16 protein-coding genes are annotated in these 16,513 nt (G+C 46.8%); 2 read left to right on the top strand and 14 right to left on the bottom strand.

Annotated elements, in window-relative coordinates; all coding sequences use genetic code 11:
- Positions 1-10 precede the first annotated feature (10 nt).
- Genes TRQ7_RS07200 through TRQ7_RS07190 form a run of 3 tightly spaced genes read right to left on the bottom strand, consistent with a single transcriptional unit; the run spans position 11 to position 2,663 of the window.
- A complete protein-coding gene (locus TRQ7_RS07200) occupies positions 11-1,051 on the bottom strand; it encodes a hypothetical protein (RefSeq protein ID WP_041844326.1) in 1,041 nt (346 codons plus the stop codon).
- 15 nt (positions 1,052-1,066) lie between these two features.
- Positions 1,067-1,579: a ribonuclease H-like YkuK family protein gene (locus tag TRQ7_RS07195; RefSeq protein WP_231556046.1), complete on the bottom strand. Its 513-nt coding sequence runs from the start codon at positions 1,577-1,579 to the stop codon at positions 1,067-1,069.
- Complete coding sequence (locus TRQ7_RS07190) at positions 1,524-2,663, bottom strand: alkaline phosphatase family protein (protein ID WP_038067621.1); 1,140 nt, start codon at positions 2,661-2,663, stop codon at positions 1,524-1,526. The genes TRQ7_RS07195 and TRQ7_RS07190 overlap by 56 nt, the downstream gene beginning before the upstream one ends.
- A gap of 81 nt (positions 2,664-2,744) precedes the next feature.
- On the opposite strand from TRQ7_RS07190, the gene TRQ7_RS07185 reads away from it, so the two are divergent.
- Positions 2,745-3,728 carry a helix-turn-helix domain-containing protein gene (locus tag TRQ7_RS07185; protein ID WP_041844325.1) on the top strand — a complete coding sequence of 328 codons (984 nt, stop codon included), beginning with the start codon at positions 2,745-2,747 and terminating at the stop codon, positions 3,726-3,728.
- On the opposite strand, the gene prfB is transcribed toward TRQ7_RS07185, so the two are convergent.
- The 6 genes from prfB to truA are packed head-to-tail and all read right to left on the bottom strand — an operon-like array spanning position 3,720 to position 11,507.
- Positions 3,720-4,823 (bottom strand): peptide chain release factor 2, encoded by a 1,104-nt coding sequence (prfB, locus tag TRQ7_RS07180; protein ID WP_038067617.1) that lies wholly within the window; start codon positions 4,821-4,823, stop codon positions 3,720-3,722. The two genes, TRQ7_RS07185 and prfB, sit on opposite strands and share 9 nt — an antisense overlap.
- Positions 4,824-4,828: 5 nt before the next feature.
- Positions 4,829-7,444: a preprotein translocase subunit SecA gene (secA, locus tag TRQ7_RS07175; protein ID WP_015919652.1), complete on the bottom strand. Its 2,616-nt coding sequence runs from the start codon at positions 7,442-7,444 to the stop codon at positions 4,829-4,831.
- A 1-nt stretch (position 7,445) separates the two neighbouring features.
- Positions 7,446-8,675: a hypothetical protein gene (locus TRQ7_RS07170; RefSeq protein ID WP_144399116.1), complete on the bottom strand. Its 1,230-nt coding sequence runs from the start codon at positions 8,673-8,675 to the stop codon at positions 7,446-7,448.
- Positions 8,672-9,475: a TlyA family RNA methyltransferase gene (locus tag TRQ7_RS07165; protein WP_015919650.1), complete on the bottom strand. Its 804-nt coding sequence runs from the start codon at positions 9,473-9,475 to the stop codon at positions 8,672-8,674. The genes TRQ7_RS07170 and TRQ7_RS07165 overlap by 4 nt, the downstream gene beginning before the upstream one ends.
- Positions 9,454-10,770 carry a PQQ-like beta-propeller repeat protein gene (locus TRQ7_RS07160; RefSeq protein WP_236681691.1) on the bottom strand — a complete coding sequence of 439 codons (1,317 nt, stop codon included), beginning with the start codon at positions 10,768-10,770 and terminating at the stop codon, positions 9,454-9,456. Before TRQ7_RS07160 ends, TRQ7_RS07165 begins: the two co-directional genes overlap by 22 nt.
- Complete coding sequence (gene truA, locus TRQ7_RS07155; protein ID WP_041844322.1) at positions 10,770-11,507, bottom strand: tRNA pseudouridine(38-40) synthase TruA; 738 nt, start codon at positions 11,505-11,507, stop codon at positions 10,770-10,772. Before truA ends, TRQ7_RS07160 begins: the two co-directional genes overlap by 1 nt.
- 74 nt (positions 11,508-11,581) lie before the next feature.
- Between truA and TRQ7_RS07150 the strand changes: the two genes are divergently transcribed.
- Positions 11,582-13,393, top strand: a complete 1,812-nt coding sequence (locus TRQ7_RS07150) for a PQQ-binding-like beta-propeller repeat protein (RefSeq protein WP_038067611.1) — start codon at positions 11,582-11,584, stop codon at positions 13,391-13,393.
- Here the strand turns inward: TRQ7_RS07150 and lepB are convergent, their stop codons facing one another.
- Genes lepB through rimM form a run of 5 tightly spaced genes read right to left on the bottom strand, consistent with a single transcriptional unit; the run spans position 13,394 to position 16,510 of the window.
- Positions 13,394-14,314, bottom strand: a complete 921-nt coding sequence (lepB, locus tag TRQ7_RS07145) for a signal peptidase I (protein WP_038067608.1) — start codon at positions 14,312-14,314, stop codon at positions 13,394-13,396.
- A complete protein-coding gene (gene rplS / locus TRQ7_RS07140; protein WP_081434654.1) occupies positions 14,314-14,661 on the bottom strand; it encodes a 50S ribosomal protein L19 in 348 nt (115 codons plus the stop codon). Before rplS ends, lepB begins: the two co-directional genes overlap by 1 nt.
- 9 nt (positions 14,662-14,670) lie before the next feature.
- Positions 14,671-15,249, bottom strand: coding sequence for an RNA methyltransferase (locus tag TRQ7_RS07135; protein ID WP_041844321.1), 579 nt, complete (start codon positions 15,247-15,249; stop codon positions 14,671-14,673).
- Positions 15,243-15,980, bottom strand: a complete 738-nt coding sequence (gene trmD / locus TRQ7_RS07130) for a tRNA (guanosine(37)-N1)-methyltransferase TrmD (RefSeq protein ID WP_038067605.1) — start codon at positions 15,978-15,980, stop codon at positions 15,243-15,245. The genes TRQ7_RS07135 and trmD overlap by 7 nt, the downstream gene beginning before the upstream one ends.
- Positions 15,980-16,510, bottom strand: a complete 531-nt coding sequence (rimM, locus tag TRQ7_RS07125) for a ribosome maturation factor RimM (RefSeq protein WP_015919642.1) — start codon at positions 16,508-16,510, stop codon at positions 15,980-15,982. The genes trmD and rimM overlap by 1 nt, the downstream gene beginning before the upstream one ends.
- Positions 16,511-16,513 lie beyond the last annotated feature (3 nt).

Here is a 16,513-nt window from a genome sequence, read left to right as displayed (position 1 = left end):
TAGAGGAAGTTCAGCACCTTCTCCAGATTCTTCTTGAGTCTATCCAGGATATTCTCTCTGCTCCCTTCTCTTTGAGATGGTTCCTCAAAGATTCTTCCACAGGGAAATTGAAGGCCACGGACGTTTCAGAAAGGTCGAGATGTTCCAGTTTTTCAAAGATGCTCTTTCTGTTGAGTTCGATAAGGTGTGCCACCAGATAGCCATCTTTCGTTACAGCACAGCAGTCAAAGGCAGGATGCATGGAAAGAGCCTCTGTGAAGCTGTCTGTTGGAACGGGCTCTCTGAGAACACCGGCTGTTCCAAGAAGGACCATTCCCTCCTCGAATGTGTCGAGTTCATTCAACCTGATTCCTTCTGTATCCTCTCCGAAATCTTCTGCCACGACGAAGTCATAATTTTTCTCCTCAGAGAAAGTTCCCCTGTACCCCAGAACACCACCGCTCACATTGGGAAGGTCTCCCTTCGAAGAGGCGTACACAACGGTGCGATCTTTCACCAGGATGCACGCACCTGAAGGAAGATACCGGAGGAAATGAACCACAAGGCTGATATCCAGTGATTTCTCCTCAGGTATCTTCTGAGAAAGCTGTTTCACAATTGCTTCGGAACCTTCCTCCTCCACCCTTTCTAGAACGAACGCTTCCCATCTTTTTATGAAAAAAAGGTCGGACAGATCCTTCAATATCCTCGACTGGAAATTCATAAAGTGTGCTAGGGCTTTGAGAAAAAGAAACCTTCTGGTCTGAAGCGATACATCCCCTGTTCGTTCTATCTCAGAGAGAGCAAGTTTCAGATCATCGAGGTCTGTAACCACCACTTTTTCCCGGTAGTTCTTTATCGTCTCGAAGAAAAGCCCTATCACATTCTCGTCAACAACAGAAAGGACTTCCTCCTCCTTTTTCCTGAGCGGCAAGTTTTTCCACTTCACGTAGAGGATATCAAAATCCTTCAACTGTTCCTGTGGAAAGAGTATCTCGTACTCTTCATCGAGGCCTTTCAAAATGTTCAATATCTCGTCTTTGCTTTCAGGATTACACAACAGGATTCTCATGGACGGGCAACCTCCTCACTTGGTGTGTTTATGGGCGATCTTCGTTGCGGCAAAGGAATCCGGTTTCACCTGATAGGGATACCCCATTCCCTTCACGTAGCCTATCACGGAAGAGACCAGATCTTTTGTGAGACCGTCGTATCCGATATCCAGATGAACCACGGGTTTTCCCAGTTCCAGGACCTCTTCCACGAATCTGGCCATCTCCAGGCTCATCTCCGCTTCTTTGAATATCCTCGTGTACAGGTCTCTGTTCTTTCCATCTTTGTATACGGTGTAGAAATAGGTTGCACCGTTTCCAAGTCGATACACCACGATCGCTGTGGCGTACACTACCTCCCCGTCTCTGATGTCACTGTCCGTTCCTACGAAGACCTCATACCTGTGCCCCTCTGTGAACTTTTTTATGAGATACTTTGCCTTCTGATGATCTACTTTTCCCCAAGTGGGACTCTTCAGATAACGGAACCTATCACCTCCGATAGACCACCAGGGGAACCACCAGCTCCTGATGAGTGAGACTTCCATGCCTTCCGGAAAGACTCTCTTCTTTTCCCGTGTACCTGTAGTTGAAAGAAAAATTCTCTTTTGTTATCAGGATCAAATCACCGATTCTGTGGAAAAATTCGGGGTGACTCTTTCCTATCCCAAAGAGACGCGTTGCCCTTCTGGCGTCAATGAAGATCGCAAAATCGGCGTACTTTTCCACAAGATATTCTACCAGAGCTTTCTTTCTTTTTGTGTAAAGATACATCATCCTCTGCTCACCGGCAGGAGGTCTGTCAAGAAACCTCATCACCTCAGAAAAACTGTCCCACCACACTTCCCTCTCCGGTGGTGTTGATATCTGTCCATGATCGCTCACCATGAAAAAGAGGGTGTCTGATTTCAATCTCCTGATGAGTTCTTCCTTCAGGATCCTGTAGAGCCATTTGAGTTCCCTGAAATAGGCCCTTCCAACACCCGATTTGTGTGCTATTGAATCAAGTGAGGGCCAGTATGCGAAGACAAGCACTGTTTCCTGATTTGCCAGTATCTCCAGCGTTTTCTCGATCATGTCACCGAAACTGGAAAAACCGATCTGCTCTGCTCCCTGAGACATGAGCCTGGAAAAGCCCGTTCCCAGTAGATACCTGGGAACAAGAAAGAAAGATCGAACCTTTAGCCTCTGGAATATCGTTGTGAATCGAAACTCATGTATTCTGAGTACACTTTCCCGCGGAAAACCCGGAGGAGCCATCTCTATCATGTTCACAGGACTACCCACTTCTCGAAGGTAAAGGATGTACCCTAGAAAGCCGTGTTCCAGGGGGGTTAGTCCGGAGTACAAACTGGGAAGTGCGGCGGCCGTGGTTGTGGGAAAAACGGAGGAACACGGAAACACCTGCACATCATCGTCCTGTATGGTATTCGAGAACACATCGTAACTCAAAGCATCGACAACCAGAACAACCACTTTACGAACGTTTTCGAGAAATCTTTCGGGAAGTGGAAAGGGTCTGTGAAGCGTTTTCTCACCGAATATACTCAAAATGGTGTTCGAAAAGTTGACGATGGAGTATCCGTTATAATGTGGATAGAAAAGCCCCTCATCAAGTCTTTCCAGCTGCATCGAATCGAGTTCCTCCTTTCCATATGGTAAGATTTGAAACGGGGTTTCGCAGAAGAATGATAGCACGATGGGGATGAGAGAGTGCTGAAAGTGCTCGTGAGAAAAGACATCGTCGATGCCTTCAAAGATATGATAACCAAGATTCCACACGATGTGGACTGGGATCTCTACGAGGGTGAGGATTACAGAGACAAAGTTCTGGCCGAAAAGTGGGATGTGATCTTCGGCGAGAAGATCTTTGAAATGGATGACACGGTGTTCGTTCAAACGCTGAGGGAACTGGAACTGGCTTTGAAATACGTCGTGAGCAAGAAAGACTACGAATCCCTGAGGACGAAATACAATCTTCTCCTGTACACTCCGGAACTTCAGGGAGCAAAAATAAAGGAGACGCTCTTTCAGGTACAGAAATTCTACAACTCTTATCCTGTCTTTGCTCTTGTTTCCGAGAAGGGTATTCACAAACACGCGTACGTTGATTTCGTGACGGGTGGAAATTACCTTTCACTCACCTACCATGAAGACCTTCCTATAAACACAGGAGCAAGCACGGTGTTCATAGACGACGCACCACCAGATTTCCAACCTCCAAGTTTTTCTGGGAAAAAGGTGATTCTGGGAATGAACCTTCCACCGAAGATCGACATTCCATTCGTTGTAATTCCTCCTTTGAGGGAAAGAAGAATGGACATTCCCTACATGCTGGACGGGGTTCTCAGATCCCTCCAGCTTCAAGGAAAGACCTTCAAAATCGACGATGGGCTGGTCAAGGTGCTCACGAGCTACCACTGGCCCGGAAACACGCAGGAGTTCCTTGAGAAAACGTACGAGATCCTCACACTGAAAGATCCTGCAGAACAGGTCAAGAGCGTTGTAAGCGATCTCAAGGGAACAAAAGGTATCGACCTGAAAGAGTTCGTCGAAACGGTCGTTGAGTTCGTGGAAAAAAAGATGATAGAAAAAGCCCTCGAAGAAAGCGAGGGCAACCGAAAAAAAGCCTGTGAAATCCTGAACATGAATTACAAAACCCTGTCCTACAAGATAAAGAAATACGGTTTAGGATGAATGACGTGCAAAGTAAACGAGCTCTGCTTCTATGAAGATATCGATATCACCGTCCATCACCGCATCGACGTTTGATGTCTCCACACCCGTTCTGTGATCTTTTACCAGCGTGTACGGATGAAAGACATAGGATCTGATCTGGTTTCCCCAGGATATGTCCTTCAGCTCTCCCTGGATCTCCTGTATTTCCTTTCTCTTCTTTTCCAGTTCCAGCTGATACAGCCTTGCCTTCAAAATCTTCAACGCTGTTTGTTTGTTCTGATGCTGCGATCTTTCGTTTTGACAGGTGACAACGATTCCCGTTGGAATGTGTGTGATTCTCACAGCGGACTCCGTCTTGTTCACGTGCTGGCCACCGTGTCCAGACGCTCTGAAGGTTTCTATTTTCAGGTCTTCTGGTTTTATCTCGATATCGACGTCGTCTTCTATCTCCGGTATCACGTTCACCGATGCAAAAGATGTGTGCCTTCTTCTTGCCGCATCGAAGGGCGATATTCTCACCAGTCGATGAACACCGGACTCATGCTTCAGGTATCCGTAAGCGTACTCACCTTTTATTAAAATCGTTGCATCCTTTATACCCGCTTCTTCACCGGGCTGATACTCTACGATCTCAACGTCAAAGCCCTTCCTTTCTGCCCATCTCATGTACATCCTGAGCAACATCTGAGCCCAATCCTGAGACTCGGTCCCTCCTGCACCCGGGTGAACGGAAAGATAGGCGTTGTTGGGATCATACTTTCCGTTCAGGATGATCTCCAGTTCAAGCTTCTTCACAGCCTTTTCCAGATCTTGAACGATCTCCTCCACCTGATTCACCATATCCATATCTTCTTCTGAGAGTTCTATTGCGACCTCGAGATCTTCAAAGAGAGATCTTACTCTCTTTAGATCCTCAGAGATGTTCTTAAGTCTCTTCAGTTTCTGTGTGTACTCACGGGCCTTTTTCTGATCGTCCCAGACGGAAGGATCAGAGAGTTTCTTTTCGAGTTCCTTCAGTTCTCTGTTGACTTCCTCCTCGTTTACTATAGAAAGCACATCTTTGAACTTCTTTTCGAGTTCCTCTATCTTCGTTCTCGTCTCAAAACTGATCATTCTCATCACCTCTTCACTCTTATTTTACCAAGTCCATGTGAACCACCTTTTTTCTTCCCTTTCTCCATGGCCCTTCTCATGGCCCTGTTCACAAGGTTGAATTCCTCGTGTACAAGTCTTATTTTACCAAGTTCCTCTTTCGCTTCTTTTTCATCCTTTTCCGTCACCTTGACCACTCTCAGGACATAATTGGCTATCGTGTCGTTGATCCTTCTCATCATCTCATCGAACATAAGGTACGTTTCTTTTTTGAATTCGACGATAGGATCTTTCTGTCCATACGCCCTCAACTGAACCGCTTCCCTGACGTGTTCCACTTCCTCAAGGTATCTTCTCCAGTGCTCGTCGATGATTCGAAGCATTAAAAACCTGATTACTTTGCTGTATTCTTCTCCTATTTCCTGTCTCTTTTTCTGATACTCCTCCCACATTCTATTGAAAAGATACTCGTAGAGCTCTTCGGACGATTCGAAACGCCTTCCATCGAATTCGAAGAGATCTCTTGGAAGGAACGAAAGAGAGTTTTTCAGACCTTCGAGATCCCAGTTTTTGCCGGAGCAAAATTCCTCTACCCTTGTTCCGATAACGTCTTCGAAGATCTGTTTCAGGTACTCATCGTAGTCTTTTTCCAGAAGTATCTGATCTCGAAGAGAGTATATGGTGCTTCTCTGTTTGTCCAGGACTTCGTCCATCTCCATGAGGGATTTCCTTATGGAAAAGTTTATTCCCTCCACCTTCTTCTGTATGTTCTCTATGAGCTTTGAAAGCATGGGATGCTGTATGGGCTGACCTTCTTCTATCTTGAGTATTTTCATCACCTTTCCTATCTGTTCTCCACCGAAGATCCTCAGAAGGTCGTCTTCCAGCGAGAGGAAGAATATTGATTCTCCAGGATCTCCCTGCCTTCCGGCTCGACCCCTGAGCTGGTTGTCTATCCTTCTGCTTTCGTGCCTTTCTGTTCCAATGACACAGAGGCCACCGAGCTCCGCCACACCGGGACCGAGTTTTATATCCGTTCCCCTTCCGGCCATGTTGGTCGCTATGGTCACCATGCCCTTCTGTCCGGCTTTGGCAACGATCTCTGCTTCCTTTTCGTGGTGCTTTGCATTCAGCACCTGGTGAGGTATTCCCTTCTTTTTCAGCATGGAACTGAGGAGTTCGCTCTTTTCTATGGAAGTAGTACCCACAAGAACTGGCTGACCTTTTTTATAGCGTTTTTCGATCTCCTCCACGATCTTTTCGTATTTTTCCTTCTGTGTTCTGAAAACAAGATCATCGTGGTCCTTTCTTATCATGGGCCTGTGCGTTGGAATGACCACAACCTCCATGCCGTAAACCTGAACAAATTCGTTTTCCTCCGTCTTGGCGGTTCCTGTCATTCCCGCGAGTTTTTCGTACATCCTGAAATAGTTCTGGAAGGTGATCGTGGCGTACGTTATGGATTCTTCCTTTATCGGAACCCCTTCTTTTGCCTCTATGGCCTGGTGTAATCCCCCACTGTAGCGTCTTCCGGGAAGGAGCCTTCCTGTGAATTCATCGACGATGATGACTTCCCCGTTCATGACGACGTAATCGACGTCCTTTTTGAAGAGATGTAGCGCTTTCAGGGCGTTTATGAGGTGGTACAGAAGGGAGACGTTCCCAGGTTCATAGAGGTTGTCCACACCTATGATCTTTTCTGCCTTTGCCACACCCTCTTCGGTCAAAATGACCGTTCTCGCCTTTTCATCGATCGTGAAATCTTTGTCTTTGACGAACTTCTTTGCAATTTGAGCGAATCTTCTGTAGGTGGAAGGACTCTCTTTAGATGGTCCGGAGATGATCAGGGGAGTTCTTGCCTCGTCTATCAACACGCTGTCAGCCTCGTCCACTATGGCATAGAAGTGTCCTCTCTGGACCTTGTCGTTGTAGTCCAGAACGAGGTTGTCTCTCAGGTAGTCGAACCCGAACTCGTTGTTTGTACCGTAAGTCACATCACACATGTAGGCTTCTTTTCTTGAGATCTCTTTGAGTTCCACCTGAAAAGCGTTCAGAGCCTCTTTGTTCATCTGCTCTTCCTTTAGAATTTCCCCATCGAACTCCTGTGGCCACACGCTCCAGTTTTCTTTTATCGCTTTCTCAACCAGTGAAGGGTCCTTCCAGACAACTTCATAGGATTTCCCAAGGGAGTTTATCACCCCAACTCTCAACCCTAGAAGCAGGTACACAGGTCCCATCCACAGGGCGTCTCTTCTTGCAAGATAGTCGTTCACGGTGACCACGTGTACACCCTTTCCTATGAGGGCGTTCAGGTACACGGGCATGGTGGCGGCGAGCGTCTTCCCCTCTCCCGTCTTCATTTCTGCCACTTTTCCTTCGTGAAGGGCAATTCCTCCCATCACCTGAACATCGAAAGGTCTCATACCAAGCGTCCTTCGAGCCGCTTCCCTCACAAGGGCAAAGGCCTCCACAAGGTTCCTGTCTGCATCTTCGAGAGAGTTTACTCTCTCTTTTAACTCAGAAGACAGAGAAACTATCTCTTCGTTGCTCTTTTTTCTCATGCTCTGGTCCAGCTGATTGATCTTTTCGACGATCTTCGAGTACCTTTTCAAAATGCGCTTGTTCTTGTCAAAAAACAACATGTCACATTACCTCCAATCTGTACTTTATGGTTTCACCCTCCACGTATCCAATCAGAAGCAAACTGGAATTTGGGGAAAAACCGAGGAGTTTGTTCAGGAAAGAATCAAGGTCTATGAACATCTCCAGAAACACGTTTTCTGGCACCTGTTTTTCCAGAAATCTGAAACTGGGATGGTTTGAAAGTCTCCTTTTGTTGACAGCCTGGAGAAACTCCGTTTTCTTCATAGAAGAGACGACAAGGTGTCCACGATACTCAAAGAAATGAAGAAGACCGTTCTGAACAGAAAGCCTCCACTCTTCACCGAGCCTTTCTGCTCCCCGACTTATGAGATCGGTCTCTACGTCTTTCAGACTTTTGTCCTGGACGAAAAGAACAAGTTCAGAAGCTCCATAGAGTGACGAAGCAAGCATGATGCTTCCATCGATGAACGTTCGGTAGAACTCTTCGAAGTCACTTCCCCTGAAAATCTCTTTCAAAAGTTCTCTTGAAATCTCCGGGGCACCAGAGAAGGCGTAGAGGTCACCGGAGTAAGGCAGCTGACCGATGTCTTCGGCTTCTGAAACTGTAAACGATTCTGCTCTCTGTGTGATCTCAATCGTGAACTGAGAAGTGCTCGCTTTTGCACTCAAAAATGCCTCGCCCTTTTTCCCGAAAAGTTCCAGTTTCTTCACGTGTGCCACGAGGGGGGCGTTTTCAAAAGACGTTTCTTCGTCCTGTACTTTTTCGAGCAAACTTCTGCTTGTTGAAAGCACAAGATACTCTCCGAGTGTTTTCAGGTAAAGAGGGGTAGCGCTTTCGATGATGTAAAGGTCATCATTTTCGTAAAATTCCGCAGCATTCAGTTTTGCAAAGGATTCCACGATTTTTTGTGGAACGTCTGTTTTGAAGGCGATGAAACCTTCTTTGAGCCTGTAAGGTAGAGAAAGAAGATTGTTGATATCGAAGGTGAAAAGATCCTCCAGGTTGCCTTTTCCACAGACAACGATCTCCTGTGATAGTGCCTGAAAAAAGTTCTCCGGTTGATCCGCACGGTTTTCAACCCATTTGATCGCTGCCTGCTCAAAACCAGCTCCTTTTTCCGAAAGTAGAAATTCAAAGAGAGGAAGTTGCTTTACTATCGAGTAAAACTCACCCGTATCTCTAAACCATATGAAGTAATCGTAATCCTGAAAAACGGGCACTGAAAAGACCACCGTTGTGATCATCATCAGAAAAAGAAGTGTCCTCACGATTTCATCTCCCCGAAGAATTTCCAGGCCTCCTCCACCACTCTCTGGAAATCCACGTTTTGACTTTTCCCCTCTTTTCCCACCCAGAAGAAAAACTCTATGTTACCATCCGCTCCCTTTATTTTGGAGAAACAGCAACCCTTTACCACAAAACCGTTTTCTATCAGGCTTTTCTGTACATCCATCAACACCTTCACATGGACCTCAGGATCCTTCACGATTCCTTTCTTCACGAACTTTCTTGGCGCTTCAAACTGAGGCTTCACCAGTATGACCGCATCACCCTGGTCCTTCAGGATATCGTAGATAGCAGGGAGGATCTTCTTCACCGATATGAACGAAACATCACAGGTGACGATATCGACCCTTTCTCCCAGATCCTGCCACTTCAGGTATCTGGCGTTCACCCTCTCCATCACCACCACTCTCGGGTCGTTCCTCAACTTCCAGTGGAGCTGGCCGTATCCCACGTCAACCGCAAAGACCTTCCGGGCGCCGTTTTTCAGGAGAAAATCAGTGAAACCGCCGGTGGAAGCACCTATGTCACATGCAACCTTTCCCGAGACGTCTATTTTGAATCGTTCGAACGCAGACTCGAGTTTGTATCCTCCCCTGCTCACATACCTGGGCTCTTCCAGAACTTCCAAATGCGAGTCCACCGGAACGAGTTTGCTCGCTTTTGTTACTTTCTCGCCGTTCACCAGAATCTTTCCTGCCAGAATCAAAGCTTTTGCCTTTTCACGACTTTCCACAAGGCCTCTTTCCAGAACGAGCAGATCTAGTCTCTTCTTATCAGCCATAGTTCATTACCTTCCTTTATGACTGTTCCCCACTGAAACACCCGGATTTTTTCAACATTCCTGTAAATCTTTTTCTCTGATCCAAAGAACAGAACTTTGCCTTCTGAAACAAAAAGAGGAGTTCCAAAGTTTCTGATGAAAAAGCCATCTCCAACGCTTTCTCCGTTTATCTTGCCGTCTCTGTAGATCAGAAGTTCATCCTTCCACACCGCAAAATCGTCCGCCTCCAGTATTTCGATCGTCTCTCCATCTTCTGCGTTCAAAACCACCACGTTGCTTCCTGCACCAACGAACACCCTGTCTCTGGATGTATCAAGACCCCACGCACCTTCGATCCTTCTCTCCCAGAGGAGGCGTCTTGTCTTCAAGTCGTAACTTCTCAGAAATCCGCAAACATCCAGTATGTACATTCTGCCGTCCCGAAAAGAAAACTCCACCGGTGCTCTGGAGACCTGCCATGTCCAGCTGCCGTTGATACCAATCAGAACACCGGAAGCCGTCAGAACGAAGTCGTTCCATCTGAAGAGTATCGTGTCATCCACCTCTTGCTCTCCTATCCTGTATCCTGTGATCACCTTCCCATCGACGACATCCACGGGTTCTTGAACCTTCAAAACTTTCTCTTCCATTCTGAGGAATCCGTCTTTGTAGATGTACTCCTTTTCTCCATCCAGAAAGACCATATCGACCCCTTCGTACAGTCCAGGTACACTCTTCAACGATATGTCCCTTCCCACGTATATAGTCTTTCCACCTATCTGGTAGAATCCTTCGTCCACAACTTCTCTGTAGTTTCCTATCTCCAGAACGTGTTTCTGTTTCCACACAGGAATTATCACCACAGGGGCTTTCTTTCCTGGAAAATCACGGGTTTGAGCGATCTTCTTTTCGAACTTTCCGTCTCTGTACTCGATGAGAAAAAACCTCGACGGAACCTCCAGTTGGGGAAAGATCTTTCTCACGGTCTCTCTGAATTGCTCGGGAAACAAATTTGAAGTTACCGGATTTTCGAAATTGTCCAGTTCTTTGTCCTCGAACACGACCTGAAAGGCAACAAGATCTTCTTTAACTCTCAGTTTCACTATCAAAGGCGTTCCCACACCTGTGAGCACACCATCCTGTGACAGGAGGTTTTCCACAAGACCCTCGTACCCATCCGGTCCGTCGTACACGAGTGTCACCACCGGAAGATCTTTCCACTCCTGGACGATCTCCAGTTCGACTTCGGTGGGAGTGGCATCCCCAAGAAAGTAGAGAACACCGTTTTCTTCTATCCTGTAGTCGAATGCAAACATCAAAAGAGCACTTTGTAAAAGTACAATCCATGTGCAGGTGCGGTACCAGCCGCCGCGCTTCTGTCTCGTGCCTCAAGCACCTCCTTCAACTTTTCCGGTTCCCACTGTCTCAATCCGACCTTCACCAAAGCCGCAACGATGTTTCTCACCATTCTCCTGAGGAAGGATCTTCCCTCAACCCTGATGAGTATCATGTCTTTTCCAAGGTTCAATATCCTGATCCTGTAGATCGTTCTCACCGGATCTCTCTCGTCGCTTCCCGTTTTGAAGGATGTGAAGTCGTGAGTTCCTTCCAGATACTTTGCGGCTTTTCTCATCGCCTCAAGATCCAGTTCATAGGGAAACCACCATGCATACTTTCTGAGGAAAACGTTCTTCTCTCTGGAGGTGTGTATGAAATAGTGATAGATCCTTTTTTTGACGTCGAACCTTGGATGGAAATTTTTCGGTACCTCGAACACTTTCTTCACGTACACATCATCCGGCAGGTTTGCGTTCATAGCATTTTTGATGTCCTCCGTGGTCATCCTGTCGTTCGGGCAGTTGAAAGCTATCAGCTGCCCGTTAGCATGGACACCTGCATCCGTTCTCCCCGCCGCCTGAGTGTAAATCCTTTGCTTGAAAATCCTTTCCAGAGCGTCCTCTATAACTCCCTGAACGGTTCGCACGTCTGGCTGTCCCTGATAGCCGAAGAAGTTGCTCCCGTCGTACTCGACGATTGCCGCTACCCTTCTCAACGCTTATCACCTCGATCTGTGCTATATTCTTATTCGGGCCACCCATGATATTTTAACAGCCGGAGTTGAGAACGATGTGGAAGATTTTTGTCCTTTTCTCCGCTGTACTGGCAACACTTTCTTTCTCCATCCAGTTGATGGTGATCCATGATAACGTGGTATCTTTGGTGACGATCGAGAACGAGGAGATGAAAGATATCTCCAGTTTCACGCTCCCCTTTTCGCCATCAAAGGGTATCGTGGTCTCAAACAAAGCCTACTTTGTGAGTGGAAAAGAACTGATAGAGTACGATCTGGAGAGAGAAGAGATCGTCAGAAAGGCCCAGATGTGGGTGGAGGATATAAGATGGAGCGGAAAAAACCTCCTACTTCTCTCCAAAAAGAAGATCCTTCTGCTGGATCCCGTCACATTCAGCTACACCGCTGTAGACCTGCCCGAAGATCCGGTGGATGTGGAAACATTTGAAGACGAACTGATAGTGAGTTACGGAAAGTACGTCTCCCTTGTGAAAAACAGAGAGGAAACCTGGAAGATAGAAGCACCTTCTGCTGTTGTCGATATCTCCGTGAACGCAAAAAGAAAGGTACTCGCTGGAATCACGAAAGATGGAACTCTCTTTCTCGTCGATTTGGAAAACGTCCTTGCACCGAAGATAGTGTTCTTCACCGGAGTTGAAAACGCAAAAAGTGTGGAGTGGCTGGAAAACTTCCTTTTTGTTTCTTCTGAGAACAGAACGATCATCATGGATACAGAAAAGCTGAACACACCAGAGGTGGTTAAAGAGTACAACGTTGGAGTCTCTTCGTTTGTGAAAACAGATGGATCGATCTTTTTCACTTCGGGAAATATCCTCTACAGAATGGATTCAACACTTTCGATGAAAAGACTGGGTGTGGCTCAGCGGGTGTTTCTGGTCCTTTCACCCGAGAAGAGAGTGATCACAGCGGGTGAACTTCTCTGGAAGAGGAATCTGGGCTCTGAGGTGAGAGCATCTCCTGCCGTCAGCGACAAACTCGTTCTTGTGGCGGATGTCGAAGGGGTTGTACATGCGATGTCACTGAACGGAACAAGATTGTGGGAATACAGAACGGGCTTTGTGGTAACAGCACCCCCGAAGGTTTATCTGGATAGAGTCTACGTGACGAGCTGGGACAACTTCCTGTACGCGATTTCAGAGAATGGGAATCTGGTCTGGAAAGTAGAACTGGAATCGGACGTCTCAAAACCGTTCGAGGTGAATTCGTATGGAGTCTATCTTGCAACCGATGGAGGAAGGGTGTATCTGATCGATCACGGTTCTGAAACGCTCTGGCAGTTCAAAGATGACGAATGGGTGTCCACGGGGGTCACCGTTGATGAAAACGGCACCGTCTACTTTGGAACACTGAAAAATCTCTACTCTCTCTATCCAAACGGTTCCTTAAAATGGAAGACGAAGACTGGATACCTTCTGACGACAAAACCCGTTGTTGTTGGAAAATACGTATTTGTCGGAAGCAACTCCGGGTGGCTGTTCTGCTTTGACAGATTGAACGGAAGTGTGATCTGGAAGAAGGAACTTCCTCTGACCCTCAACTCCACACTCTCTGTCTACAAAGATCTTCTGATCATAAACGGCAGCGATGGGATATACCTTGTTGACTTTCAGGGCAACGTGAAGGATGTAGTCTTCGCAGAGTCTCCATCCCCCGTTGCTGTTTCAAAGGAAGGGTTTCTGTTCTTCGTCTCAAACGGAACTCTCTTTTCCTACACGATCGACGGTCAGAAGAGATGGGAAAGAAAAGTGGGAGAAACCATCGCTGAGCCAGCCATTGGAGAAGAACGTGTGATCGTCGCCACACGGGATGGAACCGTCTACTGCTTCTTCGATTCAGCTCACCCGTGATCAGTACTTTTGAATGGGCCCAAACCTGTCAAGCGGCCAAATTCTCAGGATGGGCCAACCAATGATGTGATCTTTTGGAACAAAACCGAAATATCTGCAGTCCAGACTCTCTTTCGTGTTGTCACCCATCAAAAAGTAGAAACCCTCCGGAACTCTTATCCTCACCGTACCGTCTTCTGTTTTCTCGATGTATTTCTTGAGATCCAGCTTGGAATAGTACTCCTCGTAGAACTCATGGTAGATCATTCCGGGAATGTAGTAGGTCTGGGTTTTCTCGTCGTAGTAAACCATCGAAGGATCGAAGTAATTCAGCAAACCGGGGAGGAACGGTTCACCGTACTTCAAACCCTCCTCCCCGATGAGGGAAAACACCAGCACAGCCGCTGTTCTTCCGTGTTCTCTTGCGAGATCGTATATGAAATTCCTGTATGCTTCCTTGTCCTTTCTCAATTTACTTGCGGTGTAGAGCCACTCGTAGAAGTCTTCGTACTTGAAGATCCCTTCTGGCTCGTAGTATCTGTCTTTCAAAGCATCAGGGATTTTTCCGTTGACGTAGAGTTTTCCGTCCTTTATCTCCAGAACATCTCCACCTTTTCCGACCAGGCGCTTCACGTACTTGACGTGGCCTCTGAACATCGCCGGAGAAAAAAGATCCATGAATTTGTCAAAGAGGCGGAGCATGTGACTTGCACGTTCATCAACGAAAGGTGACCAGAACACAACGATTTCTCCTATCTGTGGTTCTCGAACGGTGTAGGTGATCTTCTCCACGAAGAGACGATCACCAATCTGGATCGTTGGTATCATCGATCCCGTCGGCACCAGCATGGTTTCGAATATGTACAGTCTCACGATCGTTGCGGCAACGAGTGCATAAAGCAGCGCTTTGATCCATTCTACGGATTCTTTTTTCAGGTTCATCAATCCCTGCGCTCCTTGATCCTGATCTTACCCTTGACATCCCTGAGGTAGTAGAGTTTTGCCCTTCTCACTTTACCTTTCCTCACAACCTCTATCTTTTCTACAACGGGTGAGTGAAATGGGAAGATCCTTTCCACTCCAACACCATGGCTTCCTATTCTTCTCACGGTGAACGTTCTGTTTATTCCAGATCCCCTCTTGGCAATAACGATTCCTTCGAAAACCTGTGTTCTTTCTCTGTCACCTTCGATCACCTTCACGTGCACTCTCACCGTGTCACCCGGTCTGAAGTCCGGGATCTCTTTCTTTTCGTATTTTTTTTCGATGATCCTTACAAGATGGTCCATGCTCATCTTTCAATCCCTCCTCACGTAATTTTCTCCTATCAGTCTATCGATTATTATAGCTGCCGCCGCCCTGACGGACAGATGATTGAAATCAGATCCCGCCCTTATGGGCTCAAGAATGTAATCCGAAATCACAAGGATCTCATCGGGAAGTCCCCATCCCGTACCGAGGAGTATGAGAACAGGCCGATCTGTCTCCATTATGATCCTTCTTCCCTCTTCAAAGGATATGTCACCTTCTCGTTTCTTTGCAGAAGTGAAGAATATCAGAGGTTTTTCCCCTTCGATCTTTTCTATATCTTCCAGAACATCTTCCAGATAGGGTTTCAGTTTCACCAGTTTCAAAGACTCTGCACGGGATGGATTGTACCGGCTTCCAAAGCCCTCTCTCCAGAACTTCAGCATCTTGGAGACCATGTCCTGCTGAGCCTTGAGGTTGGTCACTATGTAATAACCCTTCAGATTGTACGTTCTTGCGGTCCTTGCTATGTCGTGAACGTCGAGGTTCGTCACTGCGGTCGATATGATGCTGCCGTCCTTTCCCTTTATGGGGTAATGGATGAGAGCCACATACACCTTTTCTAACACTTCTCCATCAACTCCCTGAACAACTCTATTATAGCCAGTTTATCGAGTTCGTCCAGTTCTTTTGACAGAAAAAGATCGGGCCTTTTCATTATGGTTTTTTTGATGCTCTCTTTCCTTCTCCAAAGTTCCACCTTCTGGTGATCTCCAGAAAGCAGCACTTCTGGGACTTTCATGCCTCTGTACTCGTACGGTCTGGTGTAGACGGGATGATCGAGAAGCCCCTGATGGAACGACTCTCTCTCCACAGATTCTCTCTCTACAACACCGGGTACGAGTCTTACAACGGCATCCGTTATCACCATCGCTGGAAGCTCTCCACCGGTGAGTATGTAGTCTCCTATGGATATCTCATCATCGACTATGCTCATCACTCTCTCGTCTATTCCTTCGTACCTGCCACAGAATATCACGATGTCATCTTTCTTCGAAAGTTCCTCGGCTATCCTGTAGTTGAAAATCCTGCCCTGGGGGCTTGTTAAGATCACGTACGGTTTTCCGTGTTTTTCAACATAGTTTTCGTAGAATCTGAAGAACGGCTCGGGCTTCATGACCATACCGTATCCGCCGCCGTACTGATAGTCATCCACCGTTCTGTGCCTGTCGGTGGTGTAGTCCCTCAGATTTTCCACGTTTATTTCCACGATGCCTCTTTCAACCGCACGGGCAATGACGCCGTATTTCTTCACAACCTCGACCATTTCCGGAAATATGGTCACTATGGTGATCCTCATCAGATCCACTCCAGTTCCTTAACCACGATCTTCTTTTCAGGCTTTTTGATTTCAACGACACAGTCTTTTATCATGGGAATCAGCGTTTCCCTGTTCTTCTTTTTGACCACGAGGACGTCGTTCGATCCTGTCTCGATTATGTCGACGACCTTTCCAACACACTCTCCAGATTCGTAGTAAACCTCGCATCCCAGTATTTCGTAGAAGTAGTACTCATCGTTTTGAAGGGGAGGTAGTTCTTCGTACTTTATGAAGACTTCACACCCTTTTATCTTCTCTGCTGCCTCCACTGTGTCGATCGTTTCAAATTTGATCAGGAAAAGCTTGTTCATTCTCCTCACGGACTCGACGGATAGGTTGTAGAAGACCTTCTTTTCCCTGTTGTAAAGCACGACGCTGGAGAGGTTCTTCACAATCTCTTCCGAGTTCGTGTAGGGGAAGAACTTAACCTCTCCCTTCAATCCATGAGTGTTGACAACCTTTCCAACGGCAATTCTTTCGTTGATCAGGTCCTGAACGGTCTTTATCATGCT

The organism is Thermotoga sp. RQ7 (genome assembly GCF_000832145.1).
GTDB lineage: Bacteria > Thermotogota > Thermotogae > Thermotogales > Thermotogaceae > Thermotoga > Thermotoga neapolitana.
The sequence above is the reverse complement of the archived record's forward strand: the minus strand, read 5'-3'. Positions and strand labels throughout refer to the sequence as shown.